The organism is Pseudoalteromonas sp. PS5, from assembly GCF_004103255.1.
GTDB lineage: Bacteria > Pseudomonadota > Gammaproteobacteria > Enterobacterales > Alteromonadaceae > Pseudoalteromonas > Pseudoalteromonas peptidolytica.
The window spans coordinates 13,504-34,893 of sequence record NZ_RCSQ01000005.1; the positions used below are offsets into that span (position 1 = coordinate 13,504).

Annotated in this window: 14 protein-coding genes; 7 read left to right on the forward strand and 7 right to left on the reverse strand. The window is 42.2% G+C overall.

The genetic code is table 11. From position 1 onward, the window contains the following. The first annotated feature begins 827 nt into the window (after positions 1 to 827). The 7 genes from D9603_RS00595 to D9603_RS00625 all read left to right on the forward strand — a co-directional run bounded on the left by D9603_RS00595 (position 828) and on the right by D9603_RS00625 (position 9,949). Positions 828 to 2,702, forward strand: coding sequence for a methyl-accepting chemotaxis protein (locus D9603_RS00595; protein ID WP_241651537.1), 1,875 nt, complete (start codon positions 828 to 830; stop codon positions 2,700 to 2,702). 70 nt (positions 2,703 to 2,772) lie between these two features. After that, a complete protein-coding gene (locus D9603_RS00600; protein ID WP_125251399.1) occupies positions 2,773 to 3,336 on the forward strand; it encodes a PilZ domain-containing protein in 564 nt (187 codons plus the stop codon). A 107-nt stretch (positions 3,337 to 3,443) separates the two neighbouring features. Next, a complete protein-coding gene (locus D9603_RS00605) occupies positions 3,444 to 4,481 on the forward strand; it encodes an agmatine deiminase family protein (RefSeq protein ID WP_128729662.1) in 1,038 nt (345 codons plus the stop codon). A 2-nt stretch (positions 4,482 to 4,483) separates the two neighbouring features. Beyond that, on the forward strand, positions 4,484 to 5,377 hold the full coding sequence (locus D9603_RS00610) for a carbon-nitrogen hydrolase (protein ID WP_194086944.1): 894 nt from the start codon (positions 4,484 to 4,486) through the stop codon (positions 5,375 to 5,377). 16 nt (positions 5,378 to 5,393) lie between these two features. Then, positions 5,394 to 8,867, forward strand: coding sequence for a transcription-repair coupling factor (gene mfd / locus D9603_RS00615; RefSeq protein ID WP_128729664.1), 3,474 nt, complete (start codon positions 5,394 to 5,396; stop codon positions 8,865 to 8,867). Beyond that, complete coding sequence (locus D9603_RS00620) at positions 8,864 to 9,688, forward strand: CsiV family protein (protein ID WP_128729665.1); 825 nt, start codon at positions 8,864 to 8,866, stop codon at positions 9,686 to 9,688. The genes mfd and D9603_RS00620 overlap by 4 nt, the downstream gene beginning before the upstream one ends. 12 nt (positions 9,689 to 9,700) lie before the next feature. After that, positions 9,701 to 9,949 (forward strand): DUF3862 domain-containing protein, encoded by a 249-nt coding sequence (locus D9603_RS00625; RefSeq protein ID WP_128729666.1) that lies wholly within the window; start codon positions 9,701 to 9,703, stop codon positions 9,947 to 9,949. Positions 9,950 to 10,016: 67 nt separating this feature from the next. Here D9603_RS00625 and D9603_RS00630 read toward each other — a convergent pair whose 3' ends face one another. The 7 genes from D9603_RS00630 to seqA form a co-directional block, all read right to left on the reverse strand. Continuing rightward, the gene (locus D9603_RS00630) at positions 10,017 to 12,965 is read right to left on the reverse strand and encodes a TonB-dependent receptor (RefSeq protein WP_128729667.1); all 2,949 of its coding nucleotides are present in this window, start codon (positions 12,963 to 12,965) and stop codon (positions 10,017 to 10,019) included. Between the two features lie 863 nt (positions 12,966 to 13,828). Continuing rightward, entirely contained in the window at positions 13,829 to 15,400 is a 1,572-nt protein-coding gene (locus D9603_RS00635; RefSeq protein WP_128729668.1) for a dihydrolipoyllysine-residue acetyltransferase, read from the reverse strand. A 9-nt stretch (positions 15,401 to 15,409) separates the two neighbouring features. Continuing rightward, entirely contained in the window at positions 15,410 to 16,387 is a 978-nt protein-coding gene (locus D9603_RS00640) for a transketolase C-terminal domain-containing protein (RefSeq protein ID WP_125251407.1), read from the reverse strand. Then, the gene (locus D9603_RS00645; RefSeq protein ID WP_128729669.1) at positions 16,387 to 17,604 is read right to left on the reverse strand and encodes a thiamine pyrophosphate-dependent dehydrogenase E1 component subunit alpha; all 1,218 of its coding nucleotides are present in this window, start codon (positions 17,602 to 17,604) and stop codon (positions 16,387 to 16,389) included. The genes D9603_RS00640 and D9603_RS00645 overlap by 1 nt, the downstream gene beginning before the upstream one ends. Before the next feature lie 350 nt (positions 17,605 to 17,954). Next, entirely contained in the window at positions 17,955 to 18,989 is a 1,035-nt protein-coding gene (astE, locus tag D9603_RS00650; protein WP_128729670.1) for a succinylglutamate desuccinylase, read from the reverse strand. Positions 18,990 to 19,071: 82 nt separating this feature from the next. Beyond that, positions 19,072 to 20,709, reverse strand: a complete 1,638-nt coding sequence (gene pgm / locus D9603_RS00655) for a phosphoglucomutase (alpha-D-glucose-1,6-bisphosphate-dependent) (RefSeq protein ID WP_128729671.1) — start codon at positions 20,707 to 20,709, stop codon at positions 19,072 to 19,074. A 13-nt stretch (positions 20,710 to 20,722) separates the two neighbouring features. Beyond that, entirely contained in the window at positions 20,723 to 21,271 is a 549-nt protein-coding gene (gene seqA, locus D9603_RS00660) for a replication initiation negative regulator SeqA (RefSeq protein WP_128729672.1), read from the reverse strand. Positions 21,272 to 21,390: the final 119 nt, after the last annotated feature.

Consider the following 21,390-nt stretch of genomic DNA (forward strand, 5'->3'; position numbering starts at 1 on the left):
CCAGTTAAACCATATAAACTTTCATGTGCGATAATTCTTTTTAGTAACCTCATTCTAAGTAGCGCGAGCATATCGTATCAACAAGATTCAATGACATTAAAAGCACCCGCATTAACCTTATGAATTAGCTGATAAAAAATTAGGAATTTTGATTTTCCCATTAAATAGCATTGTTTTGATAATGTCAATTACACCCTATTACACCCAATTTCTTTATTGTTAAAAAGGCGCCACTTGCTTTCATGGTAAATAGCCTCGCTTTTTAGGCTTCATGAGAAGTAATAAATCAGATGCGTAATAAAAGTATTCCTGTTGGTGAATATTTAGGGATTAGATCACGCGGTATAGAGCGATATTCAATAAACATCGAAGGTCATAAATAGAGTCAAACTCTTCATTCAAGCGCAATTAGTGAGTATCAAAGTTCAGGATGAAGTAATCATGTACATGCCTGTAATATCAACTGAAGTATTTACCTCCCTTAAACAATAAAACAGGGCTTCAAATGAAGCCCTGTTTTATTGTTGTATATCAATGCGCCTAAAAGGCTAATTGATTTTTTGGGTTGGCTGCGTAGTGGTGGTGTCGTTTGAGTCGGAACCTGAGCCGCCACCGCACGCAGCGAGAATCGTTGCCGAGACAATTGTTGTCAATACTGCTTTGTACATGATGCTTTCTACTCTTGTAAGTCTTAAAGAATCGGAAATGCACCATGAATAAATAGCTGATAAAAACGCAATAATTCGAAATACCTTCAAATGTTGCGCAGAAGTTTTGGCATTTTCTCATTATCTGTCATAACTTTAATGTATAAATACTGTTGGAGTATGGCTGTGAAGTTTAAACACAAAGTTGTATCCGTCTCTGCGTTTGTACTTTTGTTCGCGTTACTCGTTTTATCTGTCATACAGTATCTGTCTGTACGTACAGCGATAAAAACCCAAACAGCGCAGAGTATCAATGAGATAATTCAAGGAATTGGTAATACCGTCACAGCACAAATGAAAGGGGCAACCGACTTAGCTGCGCTCACAACCAACCTAGTCGCTGCAACAAATACTTTAGAGGACTCTTTTCCCATACTATCGCAACCACAGCTTACCGATGCTTTTCTACTTATCGGGTATGGTGAAGAACAAACGGGTCGATACGTTGCCAGCGACCCCGGCTGGAACCCAGGTGCTAATTGGGATCCGAGAAAACGGCCTTGGTATACCGATGCAAAAAATGCACGTGAACTCATCATTACTTCCCCCTATGCCGATGCGGTCAGCAATGAAATCGTTGTGTCGATAGGTGCGCCTGTTTTCAAACAAGGTCAATTTAGTGGTGCTATTTTCTATGATGTGAGTTTAGCCAAACTTGGCAAAATGATTAACTCATTTAACCTGCTTGATGCTGGGTATGCGTTTATGGTGAGCAAAAATGGCTCAACTATCTCACACCCCGATGTCAACCTAAATGGCAAGCCTTCAACAGAATTCCTCGGCCAAATCAAACCATCTGAGTCGCTACAATACGTTAAGGTCGATGGCGAAGATAAATTGCTGTTATTTAAAGAAGTGACAGACCTAGACTGGTATTTAGGGGTCATGCTAGACGAAAACACTGTATTTGCCGCTCTCTCGCAACTAAGAAAAAATGCAGCCGTTTTTGCGTTTATTTCCGTTGTGCTGGCAACACTGTTGTTGTCGCTCGTTATAAATTGGCTACTAAAACCTCTTGATGAAATCAACACTGCAATGGCTGCCATTGCAAAAGGCAATGCCGATTTAACGGTACGACTAAACACAAACCATGAACCCGAGTTTTCTGCCTTAGCAACGAACTTTAACGCTTTCACCAACACATTAAGAACACTTATTGTAAATATTCAACGCTCAGGGCATGAAGTGCTCAGCGATGCTCAGCACACATCTCACGTCGCGGCTCAGTCTCGTCAAGCCATAGAAACACAATTAGAAACGATAAGGGTATTAAATAACGCGACGACGCATATGTCTGAAACAGAGCATCAAGTAACTAAGTGCGCCCAAGAGGCAGCACAAGCGATAAAAGATACCGATCAGGTTGCTATTCAGGGTGAGGCTATCGTTGCCGAAACTACCAATACTATTGGAGCATTATCGAATCAAATCAGCTCAGCTATGAATGTTGTCACAGAGCTTGAAAGTTCATCTACTGCCATCGAACAAATCCTTTCTGTGATAAACAGTATTGCAGAGCAAACTAACCTACTTGCCTTAAATGCAGCAATTGAAGCCGCAAGAGCTGGCGAGTCAGGTAGAGGCTTTGCGGTTGTTGCCGATGAGGTACGCTCGCTTGCTCAGCGCACTCAAGAGGCCACAACCGAGATCAGAGGCATGATAAACCAACTGCAATCAGGATCTGAAAGCGCAGTTACCGTTATGAAGCAAAGCCAAGATTATGTAGAGAAAACCGTAGATAAAGCTGAGCAAACTCGCCACGCGCTAGAGGATATGAGAAGTGCTATTCGCCATATTGTTGAACTTAACTCTCGTATTGCCGATATGCTACACGAGCAAAATGACATTGTAAGCAACGTTAATAATAGTAGCGCATCAATAAAAGAAATTTCTGAGTCAGTATACAGTGAAGCGAGAAGTGTTGATTCAACGATGCAGTCACAAGTTGATAAAATTACTGGTCAAGAGCAATTACTTGAGCAATTCAAAGTTTGATTATCACTAAACTAAACCGTTACTATAGAGGTAAAAGAGGCAGTAAGTGCCGTAGTGCCAAGAGATTAAAATGAAAGCAAATTTGCAGGAATTATTTGAACAGTACTTTCAAGTAGCGGAGCAGGTTCAAATAAACCTATACCCAGTAGACGATAATATGGTACCTGAAAATGAGTATCAATTAGAGGCTGCCATTCCCCCACTATTCAAGCTTGCCAATGAAATCAATGCACTGGACCTTAATGCCCTGAGGCCCCTACGCAACCTAGGCGATACCGCTAATGAACTCGCGGCCTACTTACAAGCACAATCACGCAAAATTGACCTAATCATTAGCCACATTCTTGCCACTGAAGAGCCTGACGACAGCAGCTTATACTGTGACAGCTATGGTGGTGGAGGCTTAACGGTTACATTAGAAGACGAGTATGAAGTAGGTCAGTCGCTGCGAACGAAAGTATTTTTACGCAATGAAGCTAGTGCTATTTTTTGCTACTCCCAAGTATTGGCCAAGCAACAATCAAAGTATACCCTAGTGTTCACCGCTATCAGAGAAGCTGATCAAGAATTATTGGTTCGCGCCAGTTTACATGCACAAACCAGACAACTAAAACAAAAACAGCAAAAGGAGTAAAAATCACACAATCAAACTCAGCAACCTCAATTAAACGCGTCAAAATTTACTGACACCTCTGAGGTTAATGATAAACTATAGGCTTATTATTCTATGGTGATGATTTAATGAGTTTTACTTTACTCCCTGAATGGGCAGAACAAGATGCAGTGATGCTCACTTGGCCGCATTCGCAAACTGACTGGAGAGATATTCTCAGCGATGTAGAGCCTGTCTATGTCGTACTTTGCCAACATATTACTCAAGTTCAAAAAGTGGTTATTGTGGCGCATGATGAATCGCTAAGAAAACACATTGAACGTTTATTAGCAGACGCCAATGTTGACTTAGCCCAATGCCAGTTTGTCGTTACGCCCTGTAATGACACTTGGGCACGTGATCATGGCCCGCTAACAACACAAAATAGCACCATGGAACTGTGTGTAAAAGACTTCACGTTTACAGGTTGGGGTGATAAGTTTGCCGCTGAACTCGATAACAAAATCAATAAACAACTTGCCACACAAGTGTTAAACCCCAACTGCACCTTTGAACCTGTGGATATTGTACTTGAAGGCGGCGGTATTGAAATAAACGAGCATAAAGTATTACTGACAACATCTGAGTGCTTGTTGAATCCGAATCGTAACCCACATTTAAGTAAAACCGAGTTAGAGCTGGTATTGCAAAAAGAGCTCGGTGTCGAGTCTTTCTTGTGGCTTGATCATGGCTACCTAGCAGGAGATGATACAGATAGCCATATCGATACCCTAGTGCGCTTTGCACCACACAACACTTTAGTGTACGTAAAATGCGACGACAAAAGTGATGAGCACTACGATGCGCTGAATAAAATGGAACATCAGTTACGCTCGTTTCGTACGCCATGCGGCAATCCCTACAAGCTGATTGACCTGCCGTGGCCTAGTGCTAAGTATGATAGTGACGGGGAGCGATTACCTGCCACTTATGCAAATTACCTTATTTTAAATAAAACGGTTTTAGTGCCAATTTATGGTGATGAAAAAGACCAAGAAGCACTGGGTAAAATCTCCCTTGCCCACCCTGAAAGAACAGTAATAGGCGTAAACTGTTTACCAATCATTCATCAATTCGGTAGCTTGCATTGTATTACTATGCAGTTACCCAAAGGTTTTTTAAGGTAAGTATCATGGCTGAAAAAAACATAAAAGTCGGTGTTGTGCAGCATAGCAACTCGGCTGTTCTAAAAAGCAACTTTGCTAAGACTTGTGATGGCATCAAAGCCGCAGCGGCGCAAGGCGCAAAACTAATTGTATTGCAAGAACTACATCGCAGCTTATACTTTTGCCAAACAGAAGACACCGATCTATTTGATTTGGCAGAAACTATCCCAGGTCCAAGCACTGAGACCTTAGGTGCATTAGCCAAAGAGTTGAATGTAGTTATTGTTGCCTCGTTATTTGAAAAACGTGCAACAGGGCTTTACCACAATACTGCGGTTGTACTTGAGTCTGATGGTACTATCGCTGGCAAATACCGTAAGATGCACATTCCCGATGACCCAGGCTTTTATGAAAAGTTTTACTTTACGCCTGGCGACATGGGTTTTACACCGATCCAAACTTCAGTGGGTAAACTTGGCGTCTTAGTGTGCTGGGATCAATGGTTTCCTGAAGGTGCACGTTTGATGGCGATGGCTGGAGCTGAGTTTCTTATCTACCCAACAGCAATAGGCTGGGATCCAAGAGACGACAAAGCTGAGCAAACACGCCAACGCGATGCCTGGATCATTGCTCAACGCGCTCACGCCGTGTCTAATGGTGTTCCGGTGATTAGTGTTAACCGTGTTGGTCACGAAGCGGATCCTTCAGGACAAAGCGAAGGGATCCAATTCTGGGGTAACTCGTTCGTGGCAGGTCCACAAGGTGAGATGCTATTACATGCTTCGGAACAAGACGAAGCCGTCTGTGTGGTAGACATAGATTTGGCTCGTAGTGAATCAGTTCGTCGGATCTGGCCGTATTTAAGAGACAGACGAATCGATCACTATCAAGATCTTTGTAAAATCTATCGCGATTAATAAATAGGAGTAGTCAATGGCGAACGTGCAGTGGAATAATTTACCATGGGTAAAATCTAATAAGGACAAAATCACTTGGGGTAACCTAGTTGGTAGTAGCCTGTCACTCTGTTTAAGTGAAAGCATTCAAAAACACGATAACCTCGTGGTGCTCATTACTCCTGATACTCCTTCTGCACTTCGTCTTGAGCATGAACTGGCGTACCTGTTAAACGACACGCCAGTGATGATGTTTCCAGACTGGGAAACTCTGCCCTATGACCACTTTTCACCGCATCAAGATATCATCTCGCAGCGCCTAGCAACACTAAACACGTTAAAGCATGAGAAGCAGTCAGTGCTGATCATTCCTGTGTCAACACTTATGCTGCGCACAGCGCCACCGAGCTTTATTCATGGTATGAGCTTGCAGGTTAAAAAGGGAGATACCGTTGATGCCCAAAGTCTCCGTGAGACGCTTACACAAGCAGGTTACCGACACGTTCAACAAGTTATGGAGCATGGCGAGTTTGCAGTACGCGGCTCGATTATAGATTTGTACCCTATGGGTAGCCCTCTTCCTTTTCGATTAGACTTTTTTGATGACGAGCTTGACTCAATCAGGCATTTTGACATTGAAAGTCAGCGTTCAAATGACGAAATCGAAGCGATAGATCTGTTGCCAGCTCACGAGTTTCCAACCAATGCCGAAGATATTGAGCGATTTAGGATCAGCTATCGTGAAGCTTTTGGTGCAAGCAGTGAAAAAGACAGTATTTATATGCAGGTTAGCAAGGGCAACTGGCCTGCTGGTATAGAATACTACTTGCCGCTGTTTTTTGATTCACTCGCTACTATATTTGATTATTTACCTAACGACGCCGTCATTATGCCATTTGGGGATATTGAGTCTGCGGCTCACACATTTTGGCAAGATGTATCAAAACGTTATGAAAACCGAAAAGTAGATCCGCTTCGTCCACTGTTGGCACCTGCCAAGCTATACCAACCGATAGAAACACTCTTTGAAGGCATAAATCGATTTCCGAGAATAAAGCTAAGTCAAGCAAAACTCGGGACAAAGGCTGGCCATCATAACATCAATGCAGAGTTGATAGATGATGTCCGTATTGAGCACAAGCAGAGTAATCCATATCAAAAAGTGCTTGATTACATCACTCAACAAAAGAAACAAAAATCCAGAGTGCTATTTAGCGTGGAGTCTGAAGGACGACGAGAGTCGTTATTAACTCTACTCAAGCCCACAGGCCTAAAACTAACTCCCTTCAAGCGGATCGGGGATTTTATAGCCTGTGATGCTGATGTTGGCATTATCGTCACCCCACTGGCGACCAGTGTCAGAGTGCAAGAGACTCGCTCCCTTTCTATTATCACCGAGCAAGAGCTGCTTGGTGTAAAAATTTCACAAAAACGCCGCCGAAAGCATAAATATGAACAAGGTCAAGATGCACTGATCCGAAACCTAGCTGAATTAAAAGCAGGCCAGCCGATTGTACATCTAGACCACGGTGTCGGTCGCTACTTAGGGCTAGAAACAATAGATGCCGCCGGTGTTGCTACTGAATTTGTAACAATCACCTATGCCAATGAAGCAAAATTGTACGTGCCAGTGTCATCACTGCACATGCTCAGTCGCTACTCTGGTGGTGAAGAGGCCTCAGCACCACTGCACAAACTTGGCAATGACGCGTGGGAAAAGGCAAAGCGTAAAGCGGCTGAAAAAGTGAGAGACGTGGCTGCTGAACTTCTGGATATTTACGCAAAACGTCAAAGTAAACCCGGTTATGCTTTCAAGGTTGATGCAAACGCCTACCGAGATTTTTCCGACAGCTTTCCATTCGAAGAAACCGACGACCAACGCAACGCCATCACCGCGGTATTGGCTGATATGCAGTCAAGTCTTGCAATGGACAGGCTCGTGTGTGGTGATGTTGGCTTTGGTAAAACGGAAGTTGCGATGCGCGCTGCATTTGTTGCGGTTAATGACAGCAAGCAAGTCGCGGTTTTAGTCCCTACCACTTTGCTTGCTCAGCAACATTTTGAGAACTTCAAAGATAGATTTGCAGATTTACCTGTTGAAGTGGGCGTATTATCCCGATTTAACTCAGCAAAAGAGCAAAAAGAGACTCTGCAAAAGCTCGAAGAAGGCAAAATTGACATTGTTATTGGCACGCATAAGCTTATTCAAGAAAATATAAAATTCGCTGATTTAGGCTTATTGATTGTCGATGAAGAGCACCGTTTTGGGGTCAGGCAAAAAGAAAAAATCAAACAACTCAGAGCCGATGTTGATATTCTAACGCTCACAGCAACCCCTATTCCACGTACATTGAATATGGCCATGAGTGGCATGCGAGATTTATCAATCATTGCTACGCCACCGGCAAAGCGGTTAGCGGTGAAAACCTTTGTCCGCGAACGAAATGACGAGTTGATCCGCGAGGCAATATTACGCGAAATCAAGCGCGGTGGCCAAGTGTACTTTTTACACAACAATGTAGAGACTATCGATAAAATAAGTGCTGACATTTCAGCCCTAGTTCCCGAAGCGAATGTAACAACGGCACACGGGCAAATGCGTGAAAAAGAACTAGAACACCTGATGGGAGAGTTTTATCATCAAAAGTACAATGTCCTTGTCTGTACCACCATCATTGAAACTGGCATAGATATACCATCAGCTAATACTATCATTATGGATAGAGCTGATAGGCTTGGTTTAGCGCAGCTTCACCAGCTACGTGGGCGAGTTGGCCGAAGCCATCATCAAGCCTATGCCTACCTACTAACAAAAAATGCTCAAGCGTTGACCAAAGACGCAGTTAAACGTTTGCAAGCGATAGAGCAGTTAGAGGATCTTGGCGCTGGCTTTGCCCTCGCTACCCACGATTTAGAGATCCGTGGTGCAGGTGAGCTATTGGGTGATGATCAAAGTGGTCAGATCCAAACCGTTGGATTTACACTTTACATGGAAATGTTAGAACAAGCCGTTGAAGCCCTCAAAAACGGTAAAGAGCCAACTCTTGATAACTTACTTCAACAACAAAGTGAGGTTGACCTTAAGTTCCCAGCCCTACTTCCTAATGACTATATTCATGATGTTAATATTCGTTTAAGCATGTATAAGCGGATCGCCAGTGCTAAATCTCTACAAGAATTAGATGAGCTGCAAATAGAGCTAATAGACCGATTTGGCTTACTGCCGGATGCAGCGAAAAATTTATTTGCTGTACAATCTGTTAAGCTAAAAGCAACTCAACTTGGCATCAACAAAGTTGAAGCAAACCCTAAAGGTGGTTTCTTCGAGTTTAGTAGTCATACAAAAGTTAACCCAACATTCATCATTGGCTTGATACAAAGTAGCCCTTCAACCTATAGGATGGAAGGTGCAAATAAACTGAAGTTTATGATTGAAGAAAAAAATGGCCAAGAAAGGTTAAAGCTAATAAAAGCCATGATAGATGACTTTGAGAAAAAGGCGGTAGCATGAAAATAATAAAAAGCATAAGCCTATTGGCAGCGCTAGCTGGCAGCCAGTATGCTCATGCTGTACGCTGGTTTGAGGTTGAAATAATCGCGTTTGAGCAAGCATCAGCCAACGCACTGAAAGAGGACTTTAGTATTGAACTTACGCCTCTGCCACGCAAAAATATTAAACCGCTATTGCTTGAAGGGTTTAATAACACCGGTCATCAATTATGCTTACAAGGCAGCGAGCAATTTATAGAACCGAACTTGATAAAGGCCCTTACACAGGGCAACTACTCTACTATCTGTAACCCTGATGTAGACTATGTTGCAAAGTTTGACGAGTTACCTCTTACACCCCGTGTTGAACCACAAGAGTATATGAATGCTATCTATTTGCTCGACAAAACTCAGCTAAATTTTACAAATAAGATTAATGAGCTGAAACGCAAAGGGTTAAACCCCATATTACATACAGGGTGGCGCTTTCCAGAACAAAGCAAACGACGCGCACCAAATATTGAAATCATCGCGGGTAAGCAACATAAGCCACCGTTGAGCTATACTGTCACACAAAGCGGCGATAGCTTTTCCGCCCTTACTCGCCCTTTCGATGTTGAAACGCATAATCCTCAAGCGCATTTTCAACTAGAAGGGCAAATCAAGATCCATGTAAGGCATTACCTTTACGTGACAACAAACTTAGATTTACGATACGAAGAAGGTCAAGATACTCGTACCGCAAGAATGTCTCAATATACTCGGGTGTATAGTGGAGATATACATTACTTAGACCACCCAAAACTTGGTGTGATCTTCCAGATAAGAAAATATAAACATTAGATGGGCAGCATAATGAAAAAAATAGTACTTGCATCGATATTACTCGGCCTTACAGGCTGTTCTAAAGTAACCGTTGAAAACTACAATAAACTAGAAGTTGGTATGGACAAAACTGAACTAGAGCAAATTCTCGGTTCAGCAGATAACTGTGAAGAAAAAACACTTCACACTAACTGTATTTGGGGAAGTGACGATAAACATATCAAAGTTACACTGCTTTCAGATAAAGTAACGCTGTATTCAAAAAAAGGGATTGAGTAAAGGTAACCCCTTTTCAGTGAAAAAATAAGGCCACATCAAAGTGGCCTTTTTTCGTTAATGCTTCAACTTAGAAATTGTAAGTTAAGTTAACAAATGCTCTTCTTCCCCACGGGTCATAAATTGCTGAGTCCACCCCAGAACCACCGACATACTCAGGTAGAAGTTTATCAAAAATGTTACGCACACCTAGCTCAACGGAAAGATCGTCTGTTGCTAAGTAACGAGCTGATAAATCATGATATACCGTGCTTGGTGCATACGGGTAAGCAGCATCTTCAGGCGTATCGCCTTCTTTTTTACCATCCACCGTATACGTTTCTTTCAAGTCAATGATAGCAGATCTATCGATAAAGCGGCTGCTCCAAGTCACTGATAAATCATCGAGACTATATGTTGCTCTGAAGGTTGCTTGCCACGATGGATCACCTAGCTCTCCATCTCGACGATCTGGCTTATCAGGGTTATTTTGGAACGCGTAAGTATCATACTCAAACACATGGTTTACAAATAGGTTAAACTTAGTTTCACCCGGAAGCGAGAAATCAGCAAGATCAAGATTATAGCTAAAGTCAGCCTCTACACCCGATAAAACGCGTTTTGCGGTATTCTGGTAACCAGACTCAACAAACGTAACAGAGTTGTTGTTTGGATTTCGTGTAATTTGCGAGCAGTAAATAGGGTCAAGTGCTGGACCATCAACACAGTTATTCACGACTGCTTGAGGTTTAATTGACTGAATCGCATCTTCAATTTCAATATCGTAGTAATCGATACTAAATGAAAAGTCTTCAAACGCTGTTGCAACAAACCCGACTGTAAATGAAGTAGATTCTTCCGTTGTCAAGTTTGGATTTCCACCAAGGATTACCCGTTTACTGGCATTATCTTGACCGACATGATCCGCAGGTATTCCAAGTGCCGCACAGTTTGCTGCACGATTCGGGTTATTTCCCAGTCTTGATTTATCACATGGATCCCAAACACGAGCAAAATCAGGGCTACGAGGTGAGAATGCTTCGGTTACGTTTGGTGCTCGTACCGCTTCACTGTAGGTACCACGAAGACTATACCCTTCAATAGGTGACCACATAAAGCCAACCTTCCACGCATCAACTTCACCTGCATGCGAGTAGTCTGCTCGTCTAAACGCACCGTCAATACTTAAATCATGTGCTAAGAAAGCATCTGATAGAATTGGTAGGTTTACTTCTACAAACCACTCTGACACATCATATTCACCATATGTATCTGGTGTAGCAACCTCATTCAATGCACCTGATTTGGTTAATTCGTCGGTAACTGAACCAGATGATTCCCATCGTTTTTCATAGCCAAGTGCCATTCCCATCGCACCACCAGGCAGCTCGAACCACTCAGCACTATCAAATGATAATGAACCGCCAAAGTATCTTTGTTTGATTGTATCTTGGCGAGTTACGTTAGCACTCACCCAAGCTTTCGCCTCATCAGAAACTTGATCATAACCAAATGGGTTATACGGTACACAGTTTTTCACATCAACGGTTGCAGGGCTTGAATAGTCGTCACCTTGCATAGATGGTACATTTGCGCGGCAGTCTGCTTGGCCAGTCTTGGGGTTGATCACTGCATCTAATGCCGCAACCCAATTACCTATAATTAGATCATTAGCTTGAATTCGGTCATTTTCCGTACGCCCATAAGAGTAATAGACATCATAGTCAAACAGGGTATCACTGATGGTAAAATCACCTTTAACACCTGAAACAAGTCTAAATGTTTCGCGTTTATTTCTAGCTTCTCGGTTACCGATCTCGTCGAAAAACTTATTTATACTTATTTCTTCTAGGTTAACCTTATCATTTTGCGCCGCTTTAGCCTTGAAGAAGTCTAGTGTTTCTTGCGATACAAAAGGGTTTTCTAATAAGTTAACGGTATCACCATCACCAAAACGATACGCTGGCTGAGCCTGCTGAGTAATATCAGAGCGCACGTATTTTACATCTGAGTAAAACTTAACGTTGTCATTGATTTCGTAGTTAAAGAACGACCCTACTGTGACCTTGTCACGCTCTGGAAGGAAGTTTTCATATCTTGATGTTGAAAAACATAGCTCACAGCCATCAGGAAAACTACCAAAAGCTTGCGAATTAGACAAATCTCTCGTAGGCATTAATTGACCGTTGCCTGCGTTATCAAAAGTGTAATTCGTTCTATTATAATCTAAAACCGCAGTCTGACTGATCCACTCTGATAGGACATTTGGTGCCCACACCTTATCAGGAATACCATCATCTTCTCCAGTATCTGCTGGATTATCAGCAATGCTACTTTCAGTATAATGGCGCATATCACGCTCCATTACTTCAGCAACAGAATCCTTAGTAATATATACTGTAGCGTTACCTCTACCGTCTGCTGTAGATGCGCCGCCCACTAAGCTAAATGTCTTGTTTTTATTACCAATACCGTGCAGTGAGTCACTATAGCCAACTTTTAGTTCAAGCCCTTCAAAGTCATCTCTGGTAATAATGTTTACTACACCAGATACCGCATCAGAACCGTAAATCGCAGAAGCACCACCTGTGATAACCTCAACACGTTTAATCATTGATGTTGGGATTGTAGATAAATCAACTACGGCCGAGCCTTGCTGACCTGCAACGTGACGCTTACCATTTACAAGTACCAGTGTTCTATCTGTACCTAAACGGCGTAAGTCGATTGTACTTGAACCCGCATTTTCACTGCTACCAGTGTTAGCTCTTAATGTACCTGTCGCACCAATTGCTGGTAGCTCTGAAAGCACCTGTGCTAAATCAGGTATACCAGCTTGTTCGATTTGCTCACCTGTTAAAGTAATAGTAGGTGAAGGCTGAGTAAGCTCATACCGCGCAATACGCGAACCTGTGATCTGAATTCTTTCAAGCTCCTTGGCTTCGTTATCATTCTGCTCGGCTAATGCCGTTCCAGACAACGTTGCCGCAGCAAGAAAAGACATTTGAATTGAGCTAAGAATTTTATTTTTAGCAAACATCGAATTTCCCTTTGTTGATATTAATTATTATTTTAAATAATGTTTTTGCGATGTTTAGACTTGGTAACAACCAAACTAACCCTTTCTTTTTTACCTGTTTTGAAAACAAAATAAAAGCACACTTTCTCACATTTTTTGTCATATACGCTCACTTCCGTAAACTTATCAAAACAAATTAACCAAAATGGGAGCTATTTCTAATCACATGAAATAAATGGATATTTTTAAAAACACCACAGAGCCTGTAGTAAAAATGTAAAAATTAACAAACTGTCAAATTTGTAGAGCTAGCTATAGAAGTGCTTAATTATGAATGATAATTTTGGCTGATTAAGACATAGCCAGGCCTTAAACCTATTCGGTAAAATCTAAACAAGTTGAAATATGGATTAAACTCTATTTTATGAGATACAGAAATTGTTTTATTTTTAGAAACAATCTACTTCACACTGTTCTCGATAAAAAGTTTCCAATAGATCACTAAAAATTTTCTACTGCAAATTTTTCACTCGAACTAAACCGCTAGTAAACGATTGATTAACGGGCTGAGATATATAATCGCGCTCGGGGTGACTCTATCTGATATAGTTCATGAGTATTGAAACTGCACAGGCTGCGAGCCAACTTCAGACTAACTTAGCGCCGAAGAAGGCAGTTATAACTGACAGAAACATCGATACTGCGGGCGCTTATGGAGGTTAATATCCGCTTGTTTTTATAGCTTATCTTTTATGACGTGAGAATTACTTACCGGTATATGATGACAGTTTATACTTTCTAGAGCTACAAATGATCAACCGATAGCCAATAAAAAAGGGTCATAATGACCCTTTGCAACAAGTAGAAACTAGCAAAAACAAAGATCAGCGCATTGCCATCATCATTTTAGCTGGCTCCTCTAGGAAGGACTTCCACAAATTATTGAATCGCGCAATTGTACCACCATCAATAATACGGTGGTCACCAGACCAACTTACCTGCATAATTGAACGTGCAACCACATTCCCTTTGGCATCAAAGCGCGGTAGCTGCTGAACCTTACCAAGTGCAACAATAGCAACTTCAGGTTTATTAATAATAGGTGTCGCGACTGTACCACCAATTGCGCCTATGTTAGAGATAGAGATAGTACCGCCTTTAAGTGAATCAGGAGATACTCGCCCTTCCCTAGCCGCCTCAGTCAACTCAGTAACTAATTGGGCGACGTCCACAATAGACTTGTTTTGGCATGATTTAATATTCGGCACCAATAAACCCAGTTTACTGTCTACAGCCATACCAATATTGTGGTCATCGAAGTAAGTTACTTCGGTGCAATCATCATTTACTTTTGCATTTAAGATAGGGAACTCGTTGATTGCAAGTGATAACGCCTTGATAAAAAATGGCATCATCGTCAGCTTGATACCTTGTTTAGCATATTGCTCTTTTAAGGTTCCACGCAGTGCAATTAAATCCGTCAGATCAATCTCATCACAATATGTAAAATGCGGAATAGTCGATACTGAAGCCACCATCTGTTTTGCCATTGCGGCTTTCATACCGCGCAGAGGTTCAACTCTTGTTCCACCTTCTGAGGTAGACAGCGGCTTTGGCGTTTCAACTGGTGCTGCTTTACTTGACTCAGACTTGACCGTATCGCGATTAACACCGTGCTCAAGGAAATGCTCGATGTCCTTTTTGTATACACGACCATTTTTACCAGAACCGGGCACTTCACACAGGTCAACGCCTACTTCACGTGCCTTTCGGCGCACTGCTGGCGAAGCAATCGCTTTACCATTTTTTGGAAGACTTCGCGTCGCATCACCAGTTGCCGTCGCAGATTGCTCTTTGCTTTCTTTGGGCTTGTGGATGTCCGCCACTGGATCACCTGATTTTCCAGCATGTGATGATGCCAACCTCATCTGAAATAATGGGCTATGTACCTGTGCAATCTCACCTTTTTGGTAATGTAACTTTTCCACAATACCGTCGTATTTTGCAGGGATTTGCACCAGTGCTTTGTCCGTCATCACGTCGCAAACGGCTTGGTCTTCTTTGATTTCATCGCCCTCGGCGACAAGCCATTCAACAATCTCGCACTCAACGATTCCCTCACCAATATCTGGTAGAATAAAATCCTCTAATACTGAGTTTGCTGAAGTGCCTGATGAAGACTGAGGTGCCGACTGCTCCGCTGGTGATGTTTGCTCGCCAGCAACGTCCATTGCAAACAAAGGTTCGTGCACTTTCGCAATTTCGCCTTTTTCGTAATGTAGCTTTGTGATCACACCATCATGTACCGCTGGGATCTGCACTAGTGCCTTGTCAGTCATGACATCGCAAATTGGTTGATCTTCTTTTACCTCGTCACCAACAGCCACTAACCATTCAACGATTTCGCACTCTACAATGCCTTCACCAATATCGGGTAAGATAAATTCTTTAGCCATAACTTATCCTTAAAACTCCATAGAACGTTTAATAGCAGCAAACACTTTAAGTGCATCTGGCACATATTCTTTTTCCAGTGCTAAAGGATATGGCGTATCTAATCCACAAACCCGCTCAATTGGCGACTCTAAATGTAAAAAACACTCTTTTTGAATGGTAGCCGCGATTTCTGCACCAAAACCATTAGTAATTGGCGCTTCGTGGCTCACAACTAAACGGCCGGTTTTGATCACTGATTTTGCTACCGTCTCAACATCCCAAGGAAGAATGCTTCTTAAGTCGATTATTTCACAGCTAATACCTGCCTCTGCTGCTTTTTGCGCTGCTTGTTCGATGATCTCCATTTGCGCACCCCAAGCAAGAAGCGTAATATCCGATCCTTCCTCTATGACTTCCGCCTTGCCAAGCTCAATGCTGTAATCTTCTTCTGGAACTTCACCAACAGACGCTCGATACAAGCGCTTCGGCTCAAAGAAAATAACCGGGTTATCGTCTTTAATCGCAGCACGTAGTAAGCCTTTAGCTTGGTAAGGGTTACGAGGCACGACAATCTTAAGACCAGGTGTATGGGCAAAATAAGCTTCTGGTGATTGTGAGTGATATAAGCCACCTGCAATTCCGCCACCGTATGGCGTGCGAACCGTTAGGTTACCTACATTGAACTCATTACCTGAGCGGTAACGGAATTTTGCAGACTCGTTTACTATCTGATCAAACGCAGGAAAGATATAATCAGCAAACTGGATCTCAGCAAGTGCAGGAGCACCAAATGCCGCTAGGCCATTGGCAAAGCCCAAAATACCTTGTTCGGTCAACGGCGTATTAAAAACACGGTGCTTACCATACTTTTCTTGTAGACCAGAAGTTGCACGAAATACACCGCCAAAGTAGCCAACATCTTCACCAAAAATACAAGCCTGTGGGTGCTCTGCCATGGTGATATCTAACGCCGAATTAATGGCGTGTAACATGTTCATTTTAGCCATTATTTTATTCTCCCTGCGGTAAGTGGATATGCGTCAGGATAGGTTTTAATATGTGCCTTCAATTCTTCATATTGTTTTTGTAATGATGGAATTGGGGTGTCATAGACATCAGAAACCAAATCTTCTAGCGCAGGTTTTTGTACTTTTTCTGCTACCTTTAACGCTGCTAGAATATCTTCGCGGATCTTTTCTTTTTCGAGATCATCCTGCGCTTCATCCAGCCAGTCTTGCTTTAGGAGCCATTGCTTAAACCGATTTACCGGACAGCTGTTTTTAAACTCAGCTTCTTCATCTTTTGTACGATAACCAGAAGGATCATCAGAAGTAGAATGAGCACCCAAACGATATGCGATAGATTCGATCATCACAGGCTCACCATTTTCTACAGCAATTTTACGCGCGGCTTGTGTCGCAGCATATACTGCAAGAGCGTCAGCACCATCTACTCGAATCGTTTTAATTCCATATCCAACACCACGAGCAGCGATACCGTCGCCTTTAAATTGTTCATCCGCTGGTGTGGAGATAGCATAGCCGTTGTTGCGAGCATAAAAAATGACGGGTGAGCCATGCACAGCCGCCATATTTAGACCTGCGTGAAAATCGCCTTCAGACGCGGCTCCTTCGCCAAAGTAGCAAATAGTAACGTTTTCTATTTCAGACGTTAACTCCCCGGTCTCTTTATCAATATGCTTCAGCTTTTGGCCATAAGCATAACCGGTAGCCTGCGGGATCTGGGTACCTAAAGGCGATGAGATTGTCAAATAATGCAATGCCTTGGATCCGTAGTGCACAGGCATTTGACGACCTTTACCTAAATCTTTCTCATTGGAGAATAGCTGATTCATGAACTCTTCTAATGAAAAACCACGATAATGGATTGCGGCTTGTTCACGGTATTGAGCCATGATCATGTCATCTTCTTTTAGCGCTGCGGCACTTGCCGTAACGGCTGCTTCTTCGCCAAGACACTGCATATAGAAGCTAATACGCCCTTGACGCTGAGCACCTTGCATACGCTCGTCAAGTAAACGAATAAAACGCATTGTGGAATATATTCTTAATGCCGTTTCTTTATCAATTTCTGGTGCTGTTGCACCGTCTAAAACATCGCCTTGGTCACTTAAAATCTTTAATGTAGGGATATTGAGTGCATGACCATCTATAAATTCCAGCGCATGGCTGATATTTAAGGATATATTATTGGGGTTAGTCATAACCTACCTTCTCTTGTTGTCATAACAAACTTACTGAGCTCAACCCCTGTCCCCTCACATACAACCAGAGTACAGCTGATGTAAGACGAAAAGAGCCATAACTCACCTCGCATTTATGATTGTGTTAATTGGTCTTAATGACTTTTGTGGTTAGCGTGAGTAACTGGTCTAACAACTTATCAAAGACTGAATAATATTTGCGATTTAAGTAAGTAAATTAAATTAAAGCTATTCAACTTTACGTTAACGTAAACGTTATTCAACTAATCCTAGATGAATAACCGCTAAAATACATCAATGTTTTTGGAAAGATTTCGATACGATGGAAGGATTATTTTTACATTATTGATTTATATAAAGTTTTCATCCACTTCTAATGGTACTACCGTTAATAATGCACGTTGACCCAGTGCAACATTGGCATTAGGGAAGATAATTGCCTCACCGTCGACCTCTGCAAAGTATTGTTGATCTCCGTCAGTAGCCAATAGTTCGCCTCTCGCAAATCCAGTAAAATTCACCGCAGAATCAGAGAATGGGAAAGAAAATTCAGGCTGTGTCCGATTGATAGTACGGTGTACCATAAATAACTCAAACTCATCTGCATTAAATTCTTTATATTCTACATTTTTTTGGCTAATTAATGCTTTTAGCGTTTCTTTGGTTTTTGCAAAGCTCGCCATATTATTTTCACCAAATGGTTTTACCTGCCCAAGTTCGATGGTAAATGCGTCGGCCCCAAACTGGTAAGAAGAAAAGTAACTAAATGTCGTTGCCGCCGAGCGCATCATTAACACGGTGTTGACACCGCATGACAATAAAAACTGCAGCTGTGATTTCTTCCACGGCTTACCATGTAAGAAGGGGTATACTGCAAACTTTTCGTTTTTCGAACCCCGAATAGCAGTATGAAGATCGTAATGACATCGGTAGCGCTCGCTTCCACCTTTTTCAAAGAAGGCTCGAACGTATCCCTCTAGTTTTTGCGCTCTAACCTTTTCGGGGTTATCTGTTTCTTGATTATGTGCGCCGTTAAATAAGCGGTTTAAATTCTCATCGACAAAGCGCTGGCCAATGTTTATGGATTTCGGGTTACCGAAAATAAACAGCACACGCTGCGCTAACGTCAGCTTACCAGTGATAATATGTTGGATAAGCTCGTCACATATCTCTATCGGTGCTGTTTCGTTTCCGTGCACAGCGCTAGACAGTACGATGTCTTTTGTCGTCTCACCCACTGGAGTAAACTGGATCACACCGGTATCTAGCACTTCAACTAAGGTGCCATTGTTTAATGTGAAACTGACAGGTTCTAGAGTAAATTCGTTATTTCGTGTGAGTGTAAGAAAGTCACCGTTTTGTTTTAATTCTGCTAAGTACGTCATAATTCCAAATTGATATTGTTGAATAATCCGCATTGGGATACAAAAAAGCCATACGAGGAGTATGGCTTGTAGAAGCTTTTTATTAACTAATTACCGAATCCACAAGCGCTTTTGCCGCTTGTTCCAACTCAGCAAGGTGTGAATCACCTTTAAATGATTCAAGATAAATCTTGTAAATATCTTCAGTGCCCGATGGCCGTGCCGCAAACCAGCCATTTTCAGTGACGACTTTAAGACCACCAATAGCAGCACCGTTACCTGGTGCATTAGTTAAGACCTGAGTAATTTTATCACCTGCTAACGTATCTGCTTTGATGTTATCTGCGCTTAACCCCTTTAACTTGGCTTTTTGTTCACTGCTCGCTGGCGCATCAATGCGTTTATACACCGGCGCGCCAAATGCTTGCTCAAATGCCAAATAATGCTCAGATGGTGATTTTCCGGTTACAGCTAAAATTTCCGCCGCGAGTAACCCCATGATAAAGCCATCTTTGTCTGTACACCAAGTAGTACCATCTTTTCTCAGAAAAGCAGCACCAGCACTTTCTTCACCACCAAACGCTAGTTCCCCTGTTGCAAGCCCACTTACAAACCACTTAAACCCAACAGGCACTTCGTAAACTTCACGACCATTTGCACCACACACTTTGTCAATCATGGCGCTAGATACCAAAGTTTTGCCAATTTTTATCGAGCTATTCCAAGTTCTGTGCTTGATCAGATAATCAATTGCCACCGCTAAAAAGTGGTTTGGGTTCATCAGACCATCTGGCGTGACAATACCATGCCTGTCGAAGTCTGGATCGTTACCAATACCAATATCATAGTCATCTTTTAACGCTATCAAATTGGCCATCGCATAGGGTGATGAGCAGTCCATACGCACTTTGCCGTCTTTATCAAGAGGCATAAATGCGAAACTGGGGTCAACTACATTATTTACTACGCTAAGATTCAACCCGTAGTGCTTAGCAATCACCGGCCAAAAGTTAATGCCTGAGCCGCCAAGTGGATCTACACCTATATTGACTCCTGCCTTGGCTATCGCCTCCATATCAATAATATTGCCTAAGTCCGCAACATAGGGGGTGATCAGATCTTCATATTTTATAAACCCTGAACGCTTGGCCTTTGCAAACGGAAATAACTCTACTTCAACCAGGTCTTCTTGTAATAATTGATTTGCTCTATCTTCAATCCACTTTGTGACATCGGTGTCTGCTGGGCCACCATTCGGTGGATTGTACTTAAAGCCTCCATCTTCTGGCGGATTATGTGATGGCGTCACGACAATACCATCAGCAAGCTCATGAGGGTGTGCTAAGTTGTGCGATACAATTGCATGGCTGATAACAGGAGTCGGCGTATAATCATCATTTTCTTGCGTGATCACCTGCACTTCATTTGCCACTAACACTTCGATAGCCGAATTAAAAGCAGCTTCCGATAAAGCATGCGTGTCTTTACCTAAAAACAGTGGGCCAAAGATATTGTTATTTTTACGGAAGTCACAAATAGCTTGAGTCACGGCTAGAATGTGTGACTCATTAAATTTGAAATGAAGTGAACAACCTCGGTGGCCACTGGTGCCAAAAGCAACACAATGCTCCGGATGTGCTTCTAAATCCGGTTCATTCAAATAGTATGAAGAAACCAGCTTAGGAATATTAACTAACTGCTCTTGCGTTACCTTCTTACCTGCTTGCGGATGGATCGCCATAAGATTTCCTTACTTATAGGTAGTCTCTGATTTTTTCGGCAGCTTCATCTGTGTAACCTAACACCTTAGCTACTTCATGAAGCATCATTTTCTTTCTCGTTGTATTCGAGTTTGTCATTACCCAGTATTCACTATCAACAATATTTTTTGGATTCATACTGCTGCCGCTTTCAAGCAAAGCCTCTTTACTGGTTGCAAAATAAATCCGATCTCGACCTTTAATTTCGAGCACGTTGTTAAACTCAGATTTGTGGGTGCGATGTAGCGCTGAAAGTATAAATAAAAAGCGCCCTACAACTCCCTTTTGCATCGCTAATTCTTCTTTATTTAGAATATTAAAGACATTTGCAGCTGGTTTTGCAGGCTGGCTTTGCACTTTTGGTTGAGCCTCTTTTTCTGCTGTTTGAGCCTGCTCTTCTTCCTGCTGTAAGCCGGGTTTGGATTCTGTCCCAGAATTAAGTTTTAATAAACGACGTAAGATTTGCGAAGCACTTTCTCCAATACTTTGAGTATTACTTGCAATGTATTGATATAGCTCGTCATCTATTTCTATCTTTTTCATGCGTTTCCTGTCATCTATGCTAATTAGGAGCAACTCATTTCAATTGTCACGTAGTATATCCAAATTTAGCTTATTACTCTATGGCTTTGCATTTTTCCTCTTCAATGTCACAATTACCC

Excerpts from the sequence above, each read along its gene's own strand:
- D9603_RS00595 (WP_241651537.1), top strand. The coding sequence starts at position 828 with ATGGCTGTGAAGTTTAAACACAAAGTTGTATCCGTCTCTGCGTTTGTA.
- D9603_RS00600 (WP_125251399.1), top strand. The coding sequence starts at position 2,773 with ATGAAAGCAAATTTGCAGGAATTATTTGAACAGTACTTTCAAGTAGCG.
- D9603_RS00605 (WP_128729662.1), top strand. The coding sequence starts at position 3,444 with ATGAGTTTTACTTTACTCCCTGAATGGGCAGAACAAGATGCAGTGATG.
- mfd (WP_128729664.1), top strand. The coding sequence starts at position 5,394 with ATGGCGAACGTGCAGTGGAATAATTTACCATGGGTAAAATCTAATAAG.
- D9603_RS00620 (WP_128729665.1), top strand. The coding sequence starts at position 8,864 with ATGAAAATAATAAAAAGCATAAGCCTATTGGCAGCGCTAGCTGGCAGC.
- D9603_RS00625 (WP_128729666.1), top strand. The coding sequence starts at position 9,701 with ATGAAAAAAATAGTACTTGCATCGATATTACTCGGCCTTACAGGCTGT.
- D9603_RS00630 (WP_128729667.1), bottom strand. The coding sequence starts at position 12,965 with ATGTTTGCTAAAAATAAAATTCTTAGCTCAATTCAAATGTCTTTTCTT.
- D9603_RS00635 (WP_128729668.1), bottom strand. The coding sequence starts at position 15,400 with ATGGCTAAAGAATTTATCTTACCCGATATTGGTGAAGGCATTGTAGAG.
- D9603_RS00640 (WP_125251407.1), bottom strand. The coding sequence starts at position 16,387 with ATGGCTAAAATGAACATGTTACACGCCATTAATTCGGCGTTAGATATC.
- D9603_RS00645 (WP_128729669.1), bottom strand. The coding sequence starts at position 17,604 with ATGACTAACCCCAATAATATATCCTTAAATATCAGCCATGCGCTGGAA.
- astE (WP_128729670.1), bottom strand. The coding sequence starts at position 18,989 with ATGACGTACTTAGCAGAATTAAAACAAAACGGTGACTTTCTTACACTC.
- pgm (WP_128729671.1), bottom strand. The coding sequence starts at position 20,709 with ATGGCGATCCATCCGCAAGCAGGTAAGAAGGTAACGCAAGAGCAGTTA.
- seqA (WP_128729672.1), bottom strand. The coding sequence starts at position 21,271 with ATGAAAAAGATAGAAATAGATGACGAGCTATATCAATACATTGCAAGT.